General features: G+C 66.3%; 18 protein-coding genes. 10 read left to right on the top strand and 8 right to left on the bottom strand.

All coding sequences use genetic code 11. The features are described 5' to 3' along the window. Positions 1-156: 156 nt before the first annotated feature. From QX108_RS32375 to gspD, 8 genes are all read right to left on the bottom strand, one after another. Positions 157-528, bottom strand: a complete 372-nt coding sequence (locus QX108_RS32375) for a hypothetical protein (protein ID WP_315799634.1) — start codon at positions 526-528, stop codon at positions 157-159. A gap of 109 nt (positions 529-637) precedes the next feature. Continuing rightward, positions 638-1,525 carry an MBL fold metallo-hydrolase gene (locus QX108_RS32370; RefSeq protein WP_315721977.1) on the bottom strand — a complete coding sequence of 296 codons (888 nt, stop codon included), beginning with the start codon at positions 1,523-1,525 and terminating at the stop codon, positions 638-640. A 68-nt stretch (positions 1,526-1,593) separates the two neighbouring features. Further along, positions 1,594-1,797 carry a DUF2892 domain-containing protein gene (locus QX108_RS32365; RefSeq protein ID WP_315721976.1) on the bottom strand — a complete coding sequence of 68 codons (204 nt, stop codon included), beginning with the start codon at positions 1,795-1,797 and terminating at the stop codon, positions 1,594-1,596. Positions 1,798-1,887: 90 nt separating this feature from the next. Next, positions 1,888-2,556, bottom strand: coding sequence for a Crp/Fnr family transcriptional regulator (locus QX108_RS32360; protein ID WP_315721975.1), 669 nt, complete (start codon positions 2,554-2,556; stop codon positions 1,888-1,890). A gap of 190 nt (positions 2,557-2,746) precedes the next feature. Continuing rightward, positions 2,747-2,992, bottom strand: a complete 246-nt coding sequence (locus QX108_RS32355) for a cysteine rich repeat-containing protein (protein ID WP_315784207.1) — start codon at positions 2,990-2,992, stop codon at positions 2,747-2,749. Positions 2,993-3,361: 369 nt separating this feature from the next. Then, the gene (locus QX108_RS32350; RefSeq protein ID WP_315784209.1) at positions 3,362-4,480 is read right to left on the bottom strand and encodes a hypothetical protein; all 1,119 of its coding nucleotides are present in this window, start codon (positions 4,478-4,480) and stop codon (positions 3,362-3,364) included. 224 nt (positions 4,481-4,704) lie between these two features. Next, positions 4,705-5,253, bottom strand: coding sequence for a tetratricopeptide repeat protein (locus QX108_RS32345; protein WP_315784211.1), 549 nt, complete (start codon positions 5,251-5,253; stop codon positions 4,705-4,707). Beyond that, on the bottom strand, positions 5,225-7,525 hold the full coding sequence (gspD, locus tag QX108_RS32340) for a type II secretion system secretin GspD (RefSeq protein ID WP_315784213.1): 2,301 nt from the start codon (positions 7,523-7,525) through the stop codon (positions 5,225-5,227). Before gspD ends, QX108_RS32345 begins: the two co-directional genes overlap by 29 nt. Before the next feature lie 254 nt (positions 7,526-7,779). On the opposite strand from gspD, the gene QX108_RS32335 reads away from it, so the two are divergent. Genes QX108_RS32335 through QX108_RS32290 form a run of 10 tightly spaced genes read left to right on the top strand, consistent with a single transcriptional unit; the run spans position 7,780 to position 15,914 of the window. Continuing rightward, the gene (locus tag QX108_RS32335; protein ID WP_315721970.1) at positions 7,780-9,435 is read left to right on the top strand and encodes a GspE/PulE family protein; all 1,656 of its coding nucleotides are present in this window, start codon (positions 7,780-7,782) and stop codon (positions 9,433-9,435) included. A gap of 8 nt (positions 9,436-9,443) precedes the next feature. Beyond that, on the top strand, positions 9,444-10,652 hold the full coding sequence (locus QX108_RS32330; protein ID WP_315721969.1) for a type II secretion system F family protein: 1,209 nt from the start codon (positions 9,444-9,446) through the stop codon (positions 10,650-10,652). Positions 10,653-10,672: 20 nt separating this feature from the next. After that, positions 10,673-11,146 carry a type II secretion system major pseudopilin GspG gene (gspG, locus tag QX108_RS32325; protein WP_315721967.1) on the top strand — a complete coding sequence of 158 codons (474 nt, stop codon included), beginning with the start codon at positions 10,673-10,675 and terminating at the stop codon, positions 11,144-11,146. After that, positions 11,143-11,607, top strand: coding sequence for a prepilin-type N-terminal cleavage/methylation domain-containing protein (locus QX108_RS32320; protein WP_315721966.1), 465 nt, complete (start codon positions 11,143-11,145; stop codon positions 11,605-11,607). Before gspG ends, QX108_RS32320 begins: the two co-directional genes overlap by 4 nt. Then, positions 11,600-11,998 (top strand): prepilin-type N-terminal cleavage/methylation domain-containing protein, encoded by a 399-nt coding sequence (locus QX108_RS32315; RefSeq protein WP_315721965.1) that lies wholly within the window; start codon positions 11,600-11,602, stop codon positions 11,996-11,998. The genes QX108_RS32320 and QX108_RS32315 overlap by 8 nt, the downstream gene beginning before the upstream one ends. After that, on the top strand, positions 11,998-12,720 hold the full coding sequence (locus QX108_RS32310) for a type II secretion system protein (RefSeq protein ID WP_315721964.1): 723 nt from the start codon (positions 11,998-12,000) through the stop codon (positions 12,718-12,720). The genes QX108_RS32315 and QX108_RS32310 overlap by 1 nt, the downstream gene beginning before the upstream one ends. Next, entirely contained in the window at positions 12,720-13,664 is a 945-nt protein-coding gene (locus tag QX108_RS32305) for a type II secretion system protein GspK (protein WP_315784217.1), read from the top strand. The genes QX108_RS32310 and QX108_RS32305 overlap by 1 nt, the downstream gene beginning before the upstream one ends. Continuing rightward, the gene (locus tag QX108_RS32300; RefSeq protein ID WP_315784219.1) at positions 13,661-14,731 is read left to right on the top strand and encodes a PilN domain-containing protein; all 1,071 of its coding nucleotides are present in this window, start codon (positions 13,661-13,663) and stop codon (positions 14,729-14,731) included. The genes QX108_RS32305 and QX108_RS32300 overlap by 4 nt, the downstream gene beginning before the upstream one ends. Further along, on the top strand, positions 14,728-15,291 hold the full coding sequence (gene gspM, locus QX108_RS32295; protein ID WP_315784221.1) for a type II secretion system protein GspM: 564 nt from the start codon (positions 14,728-14,730) through the stop codon (positions 15,289-15,291). Before QX108_RS32300 ends, gspM begins: the two co-directional genes overlap by 4 nt. After that, positions 15,291-15,914 (top strand): hypothetical protein, encoded by a 624-nt coding sequence (locus tag QX108_RS32290; protein WP_315784224.1) that lies wholly within the window; start codon positions 15,291-15,293, stop codon positions 15,912-15,914. The genes gspM and QX108_RS32290 overlap by 1 nt, the downstream gene beginning before the upstream one ends. Positions 15,915-15,916: the final 2 nt, after the last annotated feature.

The following is a 15,916-nucleotide window of genomic DNA, read 5'->3' as shown; positions in this document are numbered from 1 at the left end:
TCGCGCGTTTGCGGCGGCCATGGCGCTGCGGTCGCTCGGCGAGCCCCGTGGCAGGGGCGCCTCGCGGCGATTTGCGTCATGCGCGATCGATATGGAGTATTCGTCGGTTGAAGCCGTCGCGTTACGCCAAGGGGCGAGGCGCGAGCGGCTGGCTCATCACGAGCGGCGACAGGGCGGGCGGTAGGGTGAGGAGGCTTGGCACTGCGCCGCCAACGCCTCTTCATAGGACCGCCACGCCAGCGTCCGGGACGTCGCCACGGGCTGCGCCGTCGCATCCTCTTCTGCCGGGATCGCGGTGAGGCCGGCTCCGGCAAAGGGACAGGAGTTGATGGTGCCGGGCAGGACGGCTTTCCGGCACGGTTTCGGAGCGCTCGTCGCCGGGCGCGACCAGTTCTGCGCAACGGCGTCGCCGGTGGCGGCGGTCGCGTCGAACGTTCCGAGCAGAGGAGCCAAGCTCATGACGAGCGCGAGCAGCACCGCTACCAGGCGGCGCGTCATCGCGGGCATCTTGAGACCAAATCGCCTCATCTCGGATCTCTTCTCCAGTGCAGACAGGTCACGCGTGACCGCCATGGTTGGCAACTGACATCTTCGTGACGCTGCGATCGTGGAACTGACGATGATGCCGTCCGCCGGATCAGAGCACGTTGATCGGCACCTTCAGGAAGGTCTTGCCGCTCTCGTCGGCGGGAGGAAGATGTCCGGCGCGGATGTTGACCTGCAGCGACGGAATGATCAGCCGCGGCATGCCGAGTGTCTTGTCACGGGCCTCGCGCAGCGCGACGAACGCGTCCTCGGTCATGCCGTCGCGTGCGTGGATGTTGTGGAGTCGCTCCGCGCCGACGGTCGTTTCCCAGCGCACCTCGCGTCCATCAGGGCCGTAGTCGTGGCACATGAAGAGCCGGGTCTCGCGCGGCAGCGTCTCGAGAATCCTGCGGATCGAACGAAACAGCGTGCGCGCATCGCCGCCCGGAAAGTCCGCGCGCGCCGTGCCGCCATCGGGCATGAACAGCGTGTCGCCGACGAACGCTGCATCGCCCATCACATGCGTCGCGCAGGCCGGCGTGTGGCCGGGCGTGTGCATCACGAACGCAGTCATCTTCCCGACTTGATAGGTGTCGCCATCCTTGAACAGCCGGTCGAACTGGCTGCCGTCGCGGCGAAATTCGGTGCCCTCGTTGAACACTTTGCCGAACGTCTCCTGCACCGTCAGGATGTGCTCGCCGATGCCGATCCTGCCGCCGAGCTTGTCCTGGATGTAGGGCGCGGCCGAGAGATGATCGGCGTGCGCGTGGGTCTCGATCAACCATTGCGGCTGCAGACCGTTCATCCTGACATAGTCGATCAGCGTGTCGGCGGAGCGAGTGCTGATGCGGCCGGCAGCATAGTCGATATCGAGAACGGGATCCACGATCGCGCAGGACGGCGATGCTGGATCCTTCACCACATAGCTGATCGTGCTGGTGTCCGGATCGAAGAAGCCGGCCACCTTGGGCTGCACGCGGAGATCGATCGGATAGGACATGGCTGCTGCTCCCCGATGAAGCTTCGGGGCGGCATCGCCGCCCGCGCCTCGTTGTTGTAATGCCCGGTCTAAGACGTCGGGCTGGACTTGGTTCCGCAGGTGTTGATGCCGAGCAGCGCGTAGGGCGGGCACCAGCCGACCAGGGCGGTGCCGAGCGGGATCAGGCCGAGAAGGCCCCACATCGTTTGCGGCCCGACGAAGGTGAGACTGAGAACCGCCAGTCCGACGATGATCCTGAGCAGCCGGTCGATCTTGCCAACGTTCTGTGTCATGTCACGCTCCCCTTTGGCGTTGCGATGCTGCAAACGATAGAGCGGCGTCGAGCAATGGTCTGTAACTAAGTCACGAAGTCGAGCCGGCTCCTAGCCATGCTGTGCCAGGCGGACGAGCGCCGGCCGGTCGGTGATCTCCACAATTCCGCGAGCTATTCGCAACCAGCCGCGCCTGGCGAACTCATTGAGCTGCCGGCTGACGACCTCGCGCGCGCTGCCGAGCTCGTTGGCGAGATCCTGATGCGTGGCGACGACCTGCTGCTTCGCTCCAGAGAGTTCGAGCAGCTTCTGCGCCAGCCGAACGTCGATGCGCTCGAATGCGACCTCTTCGATGACGCGAAAGAGATTGGTGACCCGGCGGCTGAACGCGGTGAACACGAACTGGCGGAATTCGCGCGAGGTCGCGATCAGCCGGTCGAACAGCGCACGTGGTATCGCCACGGCGCGGATCTGCGTCTCGGCGATGCCCTCTGCCTGGTATTCCTCATAGCCCATCAGGCAGGCCGTGGTCAGGGCGCAGCTTTCTCCCGCCTGTACGCGGTACAGCACGATCTCGCGGCCGGACTCCGAGGTCTGCTGCACGCGAATGGTCCCGTCGAGCAGCAGCAGGAACGAGTCCGGCGCCTGACCAGGCCCGAAGATGCGGCTGCCCTCGGGGAGCTCGACGATGAGGCTGGCCTCGCGCAGTTGCGCGAAGATCTCCTCGGGCAGCTGTCGCAGCGGCGGGAAGGCGTGCGTCCAATCCTGCTTCGGTGACATCATGGAATCCGACGGTGGCAGATCGGCCGGGTCTCCCGATCTGCCACAGGATCGCCGGCTGGTCGAGGGATCGTTGCCCGCGACTTGGCCTAGAGCATGATCCGGAAAAGTGGAAGCCGGTTTTCCGAAAAGATCATGCTCAAGCGAAGGGGGCGGATCATGGTGCGATCCCGTGGAATCGCATCATGATCTAGCGCCGCGGTCCCTTGCCCTGGCCGCCGCCGGTGGTGTCGAGTGCGGCGCGACAGTCGGCGGAGACCTTGTCGCGATGGGAGTCGAGGCAGGCGCGAACCTGTCCCTGACCGTGCTGCTTGCCGGAGCAGAGGCTCTGGATGTCCGCGGCGCATTGCGTCGCGACGGGACCGGTTCCTTGAGCATAAGCGGATGCGGCCGTCATCACCGCAATGCCGAGAGCGAGCGTGAACAACGTCTTCATGGAGGCCTCCTGATACCTACCCCGCGGATATCGGTATCGCGAGCGGCGGCAGCGAGGGTTGCGCTATGTCAACAACCGAGGCTGTCGGCCTCCGGCACCGGATGCCGCGCAACACGGGGGCTCCAGCGAGGAGCCGTTCTCGGGATGCGCGAGTTACGAAAATTGGCAAGAGATTTATTTTTTACAGAAACACTATCCGGCAGAACGGCATTGGCTTTGCGACGTCAGTGCAGCTCAGTATCCCGAAGCCGGACCGTCGAGCTGTGCCCCTCCGAAGACTTCCGCGGCCAATCGGCCACGGAAGTCTTGCTTTGTGATCCTGGTTCGATCCCTCTCGCTCGGTGGGCGATTGGGCGCGTGCTATGAGCGTCAGTTGCGAGCTGGTGCCGGAACGGCGGTGCGGTTCGCGGGCACGGTGACGGGTTGGAATGAGAACACGTCGCGGCTGCGCGGATCGACGGTGACCTTGAGCCAGCGGACGTCGTTGTTGCCGTTGCCCTGGTTATCGCCAAACGTCTCGACGCGGACGAAGTTCTCCAGGCGCTGTCCGGTGCTGCTGAGGAACGGCTGGTCGACCCGGAAGTAGTGCGAATCGCCGTGGACGTAGGCGACCGGCTTGCGGAATGCCTCGACTTCAATGCGCAACGCGGCCAGGAAGCTGACGAAGCCGTCCGGCTGTCCGTCGGTTTGGGCGAGCGTCCTGGGATCGCGCAGCGGCGCGCGCGTAGGATCTGTCTGGTCCCAGCCGGGATTGCCTTGAGTGATGAACATCACCGCGGCGGCGTTGCGCGACTTGGCCTGGGTGAAGGTCTGCTGCATCCAGAGGATCACGGCAGCGTTGCGTGCGTTGTACTCGTCCGGATCTGGATTAGTGTCGCAAAGATTGTTGCAGGATCCCTGGATGTTCAGGGTCGCGTAAGTCACGCGGCCGACGGTCCACCGGCGGTTCTCGACGCAACCGACCCTGGTGCCGTTGGCGCCGAGGCACAGCGCGTCGGTCTGCACCTCCTGGCGCAACTTGCGCTGACCGAGCGAGAACGGCGTCGAGAAGAAGACCTTGCGCTCGTAGTCGAGCCGGTCGCGCGAGTTGTAGCCGCCATTCGAGGGACGATCGCAATCGACCCAGTCGTTGTCGCCCGGCGTGAACATCGCCGGCGCCTCCAGGCTGTCGAAATAGGCCAGCGCCTGGGCATAGAGGCCGGCATCACACACCGAGTTGGAGCCCTGCTTCAGGTCGCCGTCATGTGCCGTGAACTTCAGCCGGTGCGCGTTCATGTCCGCGATCAGGTTCGGCACGCCGACGGTGGCCTGCAGCGTGGAGTAGGGCAGGTCGCCCCACAGGCCAATGGTGTAGCTGTCGTCATCGTCGCCATGGCCGTGGTCGTGCGCAAGGCTCGGCGCCGCGGCGGCGAACGAGAGCAACGACGCTGCAATGGACAGCTTGAGCAGTTGATGAAGGGCAGGTTTGAACGATGGCCGGAACGACATCTGCAAGATCCCCCAAGACCTCGGTTTGCATCGGGCCGCTTCACGCGAGCGGTCTCGGGACGATGCGGAGCACCAATAACGAGGGCGTGACGATCGGCTGACAGTCCGCTGAAGGATGGATGATGATTGGGTGGGGGTTGCGGCGCTGTCGGACGGAACGAGAGACGCGTTGTCCCGCCGCTGCGATCGCGGATCAGGTTGTCGCGGCTCGATCGCGCAAGGTCTCAGAGCCGGCCGGGTGTCCAGCTCAGCGCGAGCGCCTGGCCCGCGGCGATCTGGCTGGTCGACATCTTCGAGGCGACGGCGTTGCGCAGGCGCAGATAGTAGCTGCGTTGTGCCGACCCGGCATGTCCGGCGGCAAGGTTCAACCATTTGTAGGCCAGCACCACGTCCTGCGGAACGCCGTGGCCCTTGTCGTACATCAGCCCGAGCATCGCCTGGCCAAAGGGATTGCCGGCCGCCGCGGCCTGGCAATAGAGATCGCTCGCGACCTCATAGGCCTGCGGCGTGCCGAAGCCGTTTTCGTACATGAAGCCGAGCATCGCCTGTGCCCGCGCATCGCCGCGCAGTGCGGGCGGGGTCAGCACGCGCACGGCGCGCACGAAATCGCCGCGTGCATAGGCGCTCCGCGCGGTGCTGATCGAATCGGCCCGGACGGGCGATGCCTCAGCGCCGAGCAACAGGCCTGCCGCCATGCAAATGATCGCGAGGCGCCGGATCATCCGATGGGGCACCTGGCGGGGATCAGCGGGTGGTGCGGACACGCAAATCATCCGTGATGCTCGCTCCGACCGATCCGCGGAGCTTGGAACGGAGTTCTTCGGCCACCTGATGCGCATCGCTGCCGTCGCGAATGATCTGGGGCCGGATGAAGATGATGAGCTCGGTGCGCGTGCCCTTCTTGCCCTGGTGCGAGAACGCATCGCCGAGCACCGGGATCTCGTCGAAGCCCGGGATGCCATTGCGGTTGCCGTTCTGCTGCTCGCTGATCAGGCCGGCCAGCAGCACGGTCTGGCCGTTGGCGACCGAGATCGCGCTCTTCACCTTGCGCTGCGACACCGTCGGCGTGAGACTTGCCGTGCTCTGCGCGGCGACGTTGCTGATCTCCTGCTCGATCTCGAGCCGGACGTTGCCGTTGGCGGCGATCCGCGGCACGACGCGCAGGATGATGCCGGTGTTGCGATAGTCGATGGTGTTGACCACGGTGTTGCTCGACGATAGCACGGTGGCGCTTCCGGTCGAGACCGGCACGACGTCGCCGACCTGCAATGTGGCGCTCTGGTTGTTGATCACGACCAGCGACGGATTCGACAGCACCTTCACGCTGGTCACGGTGTGCAGCGCGTCGAGGATCATGTTGGGCGAAGCCTCGTTTCCGATCAGGAAATTGAACCCCGGCAAAGCCCGGTTGATCAACGCAGTCGTCGCGGCTGACGTGGTGGCGGTCGCAACTGATGTCGTCTGGGTATTGGTGATCGAGCCCTTGTCGGTTCCGAGGCCCAGCACCTTGCTCGAAAGATAGGACTGGACGCCGTAGGACAATTCGTTGGTCAGCGTCACCTCGGCGATGGTCGCCTCGATGCCGACCTGCAGCACCGGCTGGTCGAGCTGCTGCAGCGTATTGGAGATGATGCGGTAGTTCTCGCGGTCGGCGTAGATCAGCAGCGAGTTGTTCACGGTGTCCGGCGTGATCCGGATGTTCGGCATCAAGGACTGGCCACCGCTGCCGCCGGCGCGCGACTCCAAGCCGGTCGATGTTGGCGTGCTGCCGGATGATGCGCTGGACGATTGCATGCCGGACAGGCCGCCCGCGCCTTGGTTCCGGCTCGAAGCATTGGCGCCGGAGTTCGACGATCCCGTTGCATTGGTGTTGAAGGACAGCCGGTCGGCGACGGATGTCGTGGTGCCGTCCGACCCCGGCGCAGTCTGGCCGTCTGAGCTGTCGGTCGACGACGAGCCGGCGCCGCCGAACATGTCGGTCAGCACCTTGGCGAGTTGGCGCGCGTCGCCATAGCGAATGCGATAGACGTGGACGCTGGTGCGGCCGGAATCGGCTTGGTCGAGCCGGCGGATCCAGGTCGCCGCGCTCTGCAGCAGGGCCGGCTTGCGCGTCACCACCATGATCGCGTTCAGGCGGTTGACGACCTGCAGCTTGACGAGACTCTGGCTCAGACCGTTCTCGCCGGAGTCCATGATCTTCTCGAGCTCGGCCATCAGCGGCTCCGGGGCGGAGTTGCTGACCGGAAAGATGCCGACCGACTGGCCGCGCATCCAGTCGACGTCGAAGCTCATGACGGTTTCGATCGCGGAACGCCGCTCCGCCCCGGTGCCCTGGATCAGCAGCAGGTTTCGGGTGGTGTCGGCGCGCACGCTGCCGGCGCGGGTCGCGAAGCTGTCCATCAGCTTCAAGATCGTCTGCGCGCCGACATATTGCAGCGGCACGACGGAGACGCCGTAGCCGGGCTCGGCGCGGCCGGCCTCGCCGTCGACGCGTCCGCCGCCGACGGCGTCGCCGAGCGGGGTCAGCTTGTAGCTGCCGCCCTCGCGGACCAGCACGACGCCGGACAGCCGCAGCGCGCTCTCCAGCACGAACAGGATGTCCGACTTCGGCACCGGCCGTGCCGAGACCAGGCTGACATTGCCCTGCACGCGGGGATCGATCGCGTAGCCCGCGCCGAGAATGTCACCGATCACGACCTTCGCGACCACCGCGATCGGCGTGTTCTCGAAGTTGAGGTCGTACCCCTTGCCATCGGCCGCCGGGAGCGGCCTGGCCTCGGCAACCTCCTGGATCGTCGTCCCCTGATAAGTCCGTGCGCTCGCGCGCTCGACCTCGGGACGGCCCTGGATCGATGCGACCGGTGCATTGTCGCGCGGCAGGATGTCGATCGAGCGCACCTTGTCGATGACATCGACATCCGCCGGCGCGCTGGCCTGGGAGTTGAGGGTTGCCATGTTGCACGACGCCAGCAGCGCTGCCGTCGCAAGCAAAGAGGCATGACGGACAACCGCAGCGGACTGGCTTCGATTGCCGATACGAAACATGAACTTGCCGATCTACTCGTGTTGCCGGGTCGAATGAGGCTCGCGCCTCGGTTGGACCTGGCAGTCTGCATAGCGGCCCAATGTGACACTTATGTATATTCGCCCGACGCTGCCGGCCTTTGCGTGAGCTGTGTGTTGGAATTGTCGGCATCGACCGCATTCGTACAGCCGTCATGTTCGCGATCGATAACGTCGGCAGCCAGTTGCGGGGTGCCGAGACGATGCGTCGGCACGGGCGCCACCCGGATCACGCCATGAGCGGTACGCTGTCGACGCAATTCCATGCCTATCTGCGCGAGCGCCATCCTCAGGCGGCGGGCGAGGGCCGAGGTGCGGGCGAAGCGCAGATCGCGCTCTGGGAGCGGTTCGGCCTCACCGCTGAAATCTTCGCCGAGGAGGCCGCCAGCTTTACCGGGCTGGAGCGCGTTGCATTGCGCGAACTGATGGCTGCTCTGCCTGCGGTGAGCGAGTTCTCGGACCGCTTTCTGCGCGAAGTGCTCGGCTATCCCTACAAGGACTCCGACGGCGGTGCCGTGTTTGCGATGGCCGACCCGACCGATCAGGCGGTGCGCCGGGCCGCCGAGTTGGTGCTCGGCCCGCGGATTCTTTTCAAAGTCGCATCCCATGAGGATATCGCCGTGGTTCTCGACCAGCGGCTCGGCGATTCCGACGAAGCCGGGATCTCTCCGGCCCGGGAGCTGCTGGACGATGATATCGAGAGCCTGCGCGATCTCGCCAGCGGCGCGCCGGTCGTTCGCGCCGTGAATGATCTGATCGAGAAGGCTGTAGAGATGCGCGCCAGCGACATCCACATCGAGCCGTTCTCGACCGGGCTCGTGGTCCGGCTGCGTGTCGACGGGCTGCTGCGTCCAATCGTGGCGCCCGCGGGCGTGCTGCCGCAGGCGGTGATCTCGCGCATCAAGATCGTTGCCGGTCTCAACATTGCCGAGCGGCGCCTGCCGCAGGACGGCGCCGCGCGTATTCGCGCCGGCCGTGCCGAGATCGACGTCCGTGTCGCGGTCATGCCGACGCAGCACGGGGAATCGGCCGTGCTGCGCATCCTGCCAAAGGATCGCTCGCAGCTCGTCGCGAGCCGCCTCGGCCTCGCGACCCGCGACGACGCCGCGCTCCGGCGTCTGATCGCGCTGCCGCACGGCATGATCGTCATCACGGGGCCGACCGGCAGCGGCAAGACCACGACCCTGGCGACGATCCTGTCCATGCTCAACACGCCGGAGCGCAAGATCCTCACCGTCGAGGATCCGGTGGAATATGAAATCCCCGGCATCAACCAGTCGCAGATCAAGCCCGCGATCGGACTGACATTCGCGAGCGCGCTGCGCTCCTTCGTTCGTCAGGATCCCGACGTCATCATGGTCGGCGAGATCAGAGACAGCGAGACGGCGCATGTCGCCGTCCATGCCGCGCTGACGGGCCATCTCGTGCTCACGACGCTGCATACGGAAACCGCGGCGGCGGCGGTGCCGCGGCTGCTCGACCTCGGCGTCGAGGGTTTTCTGCTGCGCTCGACCTTGCGCGCGGTGATCGCGCAGCGGCTGGTGCGCCAGCTCTGCGACCATTGCAAGACGCCGAAGGCCCTTGATGAGGAGGCTTGTCGCGACGATCCGCGTTTCGGGCATCTGGGCCTCGTCCCCGGCGATGTCACCTGGCACCCGACCGGATGCGAGCGATGCGGCCAGAGCGGCTATCGCGGCCGGGTCGGCGTCTTCGAGCTGCTCGAGCTGACCGGCAGCCTGCGGGAGCTGATTGCCGACGGTGCCGACGGCCTCGCCATCGATCGGCTGGCGATCAAGGAAGGCATGACGACGATGCTCGACGACGGCGTCGCCAAGTGCCGAGCCGGCGTCACCTCGGCGTCCGAGCTGCTTCGTGTCCTCGTCGCGCGGTGAGGTGGATCGTGCCCAGCTACCGCTATCGCGCCTTGACACAATCTGGTGAAATCGTCGTCGGATCGCTCGTCGCGCCATCGCGCGGCGAGGTCGAACGGCGCATCTCGTATTTGCAGCTGCTGCCGATCGAGACCGTCGAGGAGAAGGAGCGGGCGGGAGCGGCGTCCGGGCTCTCGTTCGGCACGCCCTCGGCGTCCGAGGTCACCACGTTCACCCGCGACTTGGCCTTGCTGCTCAAGGCCGGTGCGCGGCTCGATGACGCGCTCGACCTGTTGTCCAACGATTCCGACATCGGCCGCCTCCGTCCCGTGGTGGCACGGCTGCGCGCGGCGATCCTGACCGGCGAAAGCTTCGCCGATGCGGCGGCCGCCCAGCCCCGGCTGTTCTCGCCGATGTATGTCGCGCTGATGCGCGTCGGCGAAGCATCGGGAACGCTCGATCACGTGCTGACTGCGCTGGCCGGTGAACGGGAGCGGTCGGAGGCGACGCGCCGCAAATTGACCGATGCGATGCAATATCCCGCCTTCGTCTTCCTCGCGGCGATCGGCGTGATGCTGTTCTTCCTCGTGGCCGTGCTGCCGAACTTCTCCGCAGTGCTGCGCGATTTCGGCGGTCGTGCCGACACCGCGCTCGGCTTCTTCATGACCGTGTCGGATCTGCTGCGCGCCAATGCAGCCGCGATCTCACTCGGCTGCGCGGCACTGATCGCGGCAGGCTGGTGGCTGTTGCGCCAGCCGGCGATTCGCGCCGGCCTGACCAACGCGCTCGCGCTGACGCCCGGCATCGGCAGCATCCTCATGTTCTATCGGACCAGCCTGTTCTGCCGGAACCTCGGCCTGCTGCTCGGCTGCGGCGTCAATCTGAGCGCAGGCTTGCGCATTCTCGTCGACGTGATGTCGATGACCTCGTCGCGCGCGCCGTGGTCCGCCGCAGCGGATCGCGTTCGTCACGGTGGCAAGCTGTCCCAGGCGCTCTCGGCAGAAAACGTGCTGCCGCCGATGGCGCTGCGCATGCTGCGGCTTGGCGAGGAGACCGGCCAGTTGCCGACGCTGTCGACCCGGATCGCCGAATTCTACGAAGCCAAGCTCCAGCGCGGCCTCGACCGTGTCGTAGGCATCGTCGGCCCGGCCGCCATTCTGCTCATCAGCGTGGTCGTCGGCGGGCTGATCGTCTCGATCATGACGGCGCTGCTTTCTGTGACGCAACTGGTCGGCTGATTGCTATCAAGGAGAACGACATGAGATCGAACACGCAGATCGAGCCGGCCACGAGAACCGCGCGCGAATACGAGCGCGGCTTCACCCTGGTCGAGATGCTGGTCGTGATCACGATCATCGGACTGATCATGGGGCTGATCGGCCCGCGCGTTCTGAACTATCTCAGCGAATCCAAGACCAAGGCGGCGCGGATTCAACTGCAGAGCTTCTCGGCGGCGCTCGACCTGTTCTATCTCGATGCTGGCCGCTACCCCTCGACCTCGGAAGGCCTCGCGGCGCTGGCACAACGCCCGGCCGGATTGAGCGCCTGGAACGGTCCCTACCTCAAGGGTGGAGCGGTGCCGAAAGATCCGTGGAATACCGACTACGTCTACCGCGCACCGGGCGACCACGGCCCGTACGACATTCTGTCGTATGGCGCCGATGGCCAGGAGGGCGGCAGCGGAACGGCCGCGGACGTCGTCCTGGGAACGCAAACGAGCCGCGCGCAGTGAGTGACGACGGCCAGCGCGGCTTTACGCTGCTCGAGATGGTCTGCGTACTCGCGATCGTCGCGCTGCTGGCGTCCGTCGCGCTGCCTTATCTGCCGCGGCAGACGTCGCGGCCGCGGCTGCAGGCCTATGCACTCCAGGCCGTGACACTGCTGAAGTCGGACCGGGCTGCATCGATGCGGACCGGTACGCGGGTCGACACTGCGATCGACACGACGCGACGCCTGATCCGCTCCGGCAGCGGCGCGGCTGCGCTGAAGCTGCCCGACGATGTCGCGTTCCTGGCGACGTTGCCGCGCAGCTGCCAGCATCGGCCGGTGCTTGCGACGATCAGCTTCTTCCCTGACGGCCTGTCCTGCGGAGGAGCGATCACGTTGTCGCGCGCCGATCTGAGCCTGGAGATCAGGGTCAACTGGCTGACGGGGAGGATCGACATTGTCTCGCGCGCGCTCGCCAATGGTTGAGATCCGCGACCACGGCGAAGCCGGCTTCACGCTGATCGAGGTGCTCGTGGCTCTCGCGGTCGTCAGCGTATCGATCATCGCCATCGGCGCGGTGGTGTCGCGCAACGCGGCCAGCGTTCGCAAGCTCGAACAGCACGTCACTCTCGTCACCGACATGCGGCTGGCGTTGGCAACGATGCTGGCGGATCGCAGCCGGCTGCAGCCGGGCAGCATCGACCGGCGTTCCGGCTCCGGGGCGGTGGCGCTGCTGGCCCGGCCGCTCGGCGGCGATTGGAATGAGCCGGCCGGACAGACCGGATGGATTCCGGAGGCAGTGACCTTGCGCATCAAGACTGGTTCGGGTGCGGTCGCCGACGTGCAGACGGTTCGCCTGGTGCGAGGAGCGCGGTGATGATCGCCCGATCCGATCAATCGCCGGAGCAGGGCTTCGCACTGATCGAGGCGCTCGGTGCGCTCGCGATTGCCGGGATCGTGTTATCGGCGCTGGCGGTGGTGACGTCGCAATGGCTGCCGGCCTGGAAGCGCGGCCTCGATCGCGTGCAGCGCGCCGAGATGGTCGCCGCTGCGCTGCGGCGGGTCGGTGATGATTTCGCTGCTGCGCAATTCGTATCGGCCAATCGCGAGCAGAAGGGACCGCTGTTCGTGGGCGGGGAGTTCACGGCGACGTTCGTTCGCGCCGAACTCGGACCCAATGCCGGGCATGGCCTCGACATCGTGCGCATCGGCGCGGATGGCGCGAGAAGCGAGCGCGCTCTGTTGCGATCTCGCGCCGCGTTCGAGCCCGTGTCGGTCGGACAACCCGTGGCCGATCAATTCCGGTTCGGTGATCCCGTGGTGCTGCTGTCTGCGCCGTTCCGGATGTCGTTCGCCTATGCTGACAAGACGATGGCATGGACGACGGAGTGGCGTGATGCGACCAGGCTGCCGTCGGCCGTGCGCATGACGGTCTACGACGACAACCGCGGCGGTGCTGCGGTTCTCGTCAGCGCGGTCCGTATCCAGGTCGACACGCCGGGCGGCGGCGTCGCGGATTCGGGAGCGGGCAGCACCGCGAGCCGGCCGCCGGCCGCGGGCGAGCCGCCTCAGTCGAACAAGAGCGAGCCGATCGACTGATGCCGGTTCGCTGCTTCACCAGAGGTTCTGCCGAAAGGTGCCGCGATCAGGATGGCTTCATCCTGATTGCGGCGCTGTGGATGCTTGCGGCGCTGGCGGCCCTCGTCGTGGTCGTCTCACAGCAACTGGGCAGCTCGGCGCGATTGCTGCGGCTCGAGGACGAAGCGATCGAGGCCGATGCGCTGGTCTCGGCGGCGATCGAATTGTCGGCCTACCGCCTGCTTCTGTCCAAGGAAGAGGAGCGACCGCGGCAGGGCGGCTTCCGTCTGGCGCTTGCAGGAAACGAGATCGCGGTCTCGTTCGTCAACGAAGCCGCGCGTATCGATCTCAACACCGCCTCGAAGGACATGCTCGAAAATCTCTTCGTCACGCTGGGCGCCGAGCGCGATCCTGCCAAGGATCATGCCGAGCGGGTGGTTGCCTGGCGCTCCAAGCCGTCCGATGCCGCGAAGGCGCAGGCGGAGGAAGCGCGCTATGCCGCGGCCGGCCTCAAGCGGGTGCCGCGCCTGGCGCCGTTCGCGCATGTCGGCGAGCTGGCGCTCGTCCTCGGCATTCCCGCATCGCTCGTCGATCGGGTCCTTCCGTTGGTGACCATCTTCAACGGCTCTCCCGGCATCGATCCGACGATCGCTGCACCGGAGGTCGTTGCTGCGCTGCCGGGAATGACGCCACTGATCCTGAAGGATTTCCTCAACGCGCGCGCGTCGCTGTCACAGGATGCCGATACGCTTGCCAGGACGTTGGGGCCAGCTGCGAAGGATGCAGCCAAGGGCAAGAGCAAGGCTTACCGGCTGCGCGTCGTCGTCGGTCCGGCAGGCGGGCTTCGTCACGCTGCGACGGCGGTGATCGTTCCCGGCGAAGGCGAGGAGCCATATCGGCTGCTGGCGCGGCAGGATGAAGGACCGCAACCGAGAGGGGCGCTTCAGGCGCGGAGGATGCCATGAAGCTCACCGAAACGATCGAGCGCGGACTGACGATGTGGACGGCAGGCGTCGCGACCGCGGTCGAAGCGGTGGCCGACCGGCAGCTCAGGCGTCCACGGGTTCTGATCCGGCATGACCAGCCCGATCATGTCGTCTTGACGGTAGCGGCTGCGTCGCAGGCGAAACCGATGCTGGCACAAGCGAAGGTGAGGCTTTCGGACGAGGCAGCGCACCTTGCGCTTTCGCCCGACTGGCTGCGGACGCTGCGTGGCGCCACGGTGGAGATTCATCTGGCCGCCGAGAACGTTCTGGTCCGCCCGCTCGATTTTCCCAAGCAGGCCGAACCGTTCCTGGAGGGCATGATCCGGACGCAGATCGGCAGATTGACGCCGTGGAATCTCGATCAGGTCCTCTATGGCTATAGCGTCCCACGCGCGGCCAATGACCGGATCGCGCTGACGCTCGCGGCGACGCCGCGCGCTCTGGTCCAGCCGTTGCTCGCCTTCGCCGATCATGTCGGCGCCGCCAAACTCGTCGTCACGGCCGATGTCGGCTCGGCCGACGGCCTCCCCATCCAGATATTCAAGACCTCGCTTCGCTCGTCGCTCGCCGGCGGCCGTGATCTCGGGCGCGTGCTCAAGCTCGGCTGGCTGTCGGTCGCAGCGACAACCGCGGTGCTGTTGGTCTCGACGACATTGGTCGGCGGATATCTGGATGGCGAGCTCGAGGACACGCAGGCGCAGGTCACGCGGCTGCGCGCTGCCCTGCGGCCCGCGATGGGAGCCATCGCGGCCGACGGGCTGCTCGCCAAACGTAAGCAAACCACCCCCGCGAGCGTGATCGTGCTCGATACGCTGTCGAAGATTCTCCCCGACGAGACGTATGTCGTCGAGATGCATATTGAGAACGATCGGCTGCAGATCTCCGGCTTGACGAAGGACGCGCCGGCGCTGATCCGGCTGATCGAGCAGTCGCCGCAGTTCAGCCGCGCCACCTTCTACGCGCCGACGACGCGGACCGCCGGCGAAGCGGGAGAGCGCTTCCATATCGAGGCGCGCATCAACGCCTATTTTGGAGACCGGGCATGAACTGGTCGACATCGCTGCGCCGGATCTTCGCGAGCTCGCCGGCCGCGTCTGCGATTCTCTACGGCGTGACCATCATCGCGCTGCTCTGGCTCGGCGCCGCTGGCGTCGTCGATCTCATCGCCAAGCGCGGCCAACTCAACGACACCCATGCGCAGCTGGCGCAGTTTTCGGGACGAAAACGGCCCGGCGGCAACTCGGCCGCAGGCAGCGCGACGACTCTGGGCGGATCGGTGTTCGTCGAAGGGCGAACGGTCACCATCGCAGGAGCGGCGCTGGTGCAGCGTCTGACGGAAGCGATCAGCAAAGCCGGTGGCAGCGTGCTCTCGACTCAGGTCGAACTGCCCCAGCCACGCGGCAACGCCAACCTGATCAGCGTCGTCGCCAGTTGCGAGCTCGAGCAACCGGCGCTGCAGGAGCTGCTGTACGACCTCGAAGCCGGATTGCCGTTTCTCTTCGTCGATCAACTGCACGTGCAGCAACCGCTGGCAGCTGCCGCGGGCGGCGCGGGGCGGCTGACGGTGCTGGTCACCGTGTCGGGCCAATGGCAAGGAAGCATGTGATGCGATCGTTCGTCGGCTCGGGTCTCGTCACCATTGCCGCCATTGGCATGATTGCTGCCTCGCTCGGCCAAGCCCTGGCCGAGACGGCGGATGGTCTTGAGCCTGCGGCGGTCGTGCAGGCCGCACCCGGCTCCCCGCCGCCGGCCGCGTCTGTCGCTCCCGGCGCACAGGTCGTTGCGGGCCAGAGTGCCAATCCGCTGTGGGATGTTCCGATCAGCGCTCTCTCGGCCACGCGCGACCGTCCGATCTTCTCGGCGTCGCGGCGGCCGCCTCCGGTCGCTGCGCCCGTGATAGTGATGCGGGCGCCGCCACCTCCGCCGCCGCCGCAAGAGCCCGAACGACCGAACCTCCAGCTCGTGGGCACGGTGATCGGCGACGAGGAGAGCTTCGGTATCTTCGTCGACGCGTCGTCGCAGGCCCCGCTCCGCTTGCGCGTCGGCGCCGGGCATGAGGGGTGGGTGCTGCAGTCGCTGTGGCCGCGCGAGGCGTTGCTGCAGAAGGCGGCGGAGACTGTGACCTTGCAGATGCCGCAGCTCGGAACGACCGCCAATGGCGACCTGCAGGCGGCACCGATGACCCCGCCGCCCAGTGGACGCGAGCGGATGGCGCGCCGCGCGCGGTGAGA

This window comes from Bradyrhizobium sp. SZCCHNR1002 (genome assembly GCF_032381435.1).
GTDB lineage: Bacteria > Pseudomonadota > Alphaproteobacteria > Rhizobiales > Xanthobacteraceae > Bradyrhizobium > Bradyrhizobium aeschynomenes.
The sequence above is the reverse complement of the archived record's forward strand: the minus strand, read 5'-3'. Positions and strand labels throughout refer to the sequence as shown.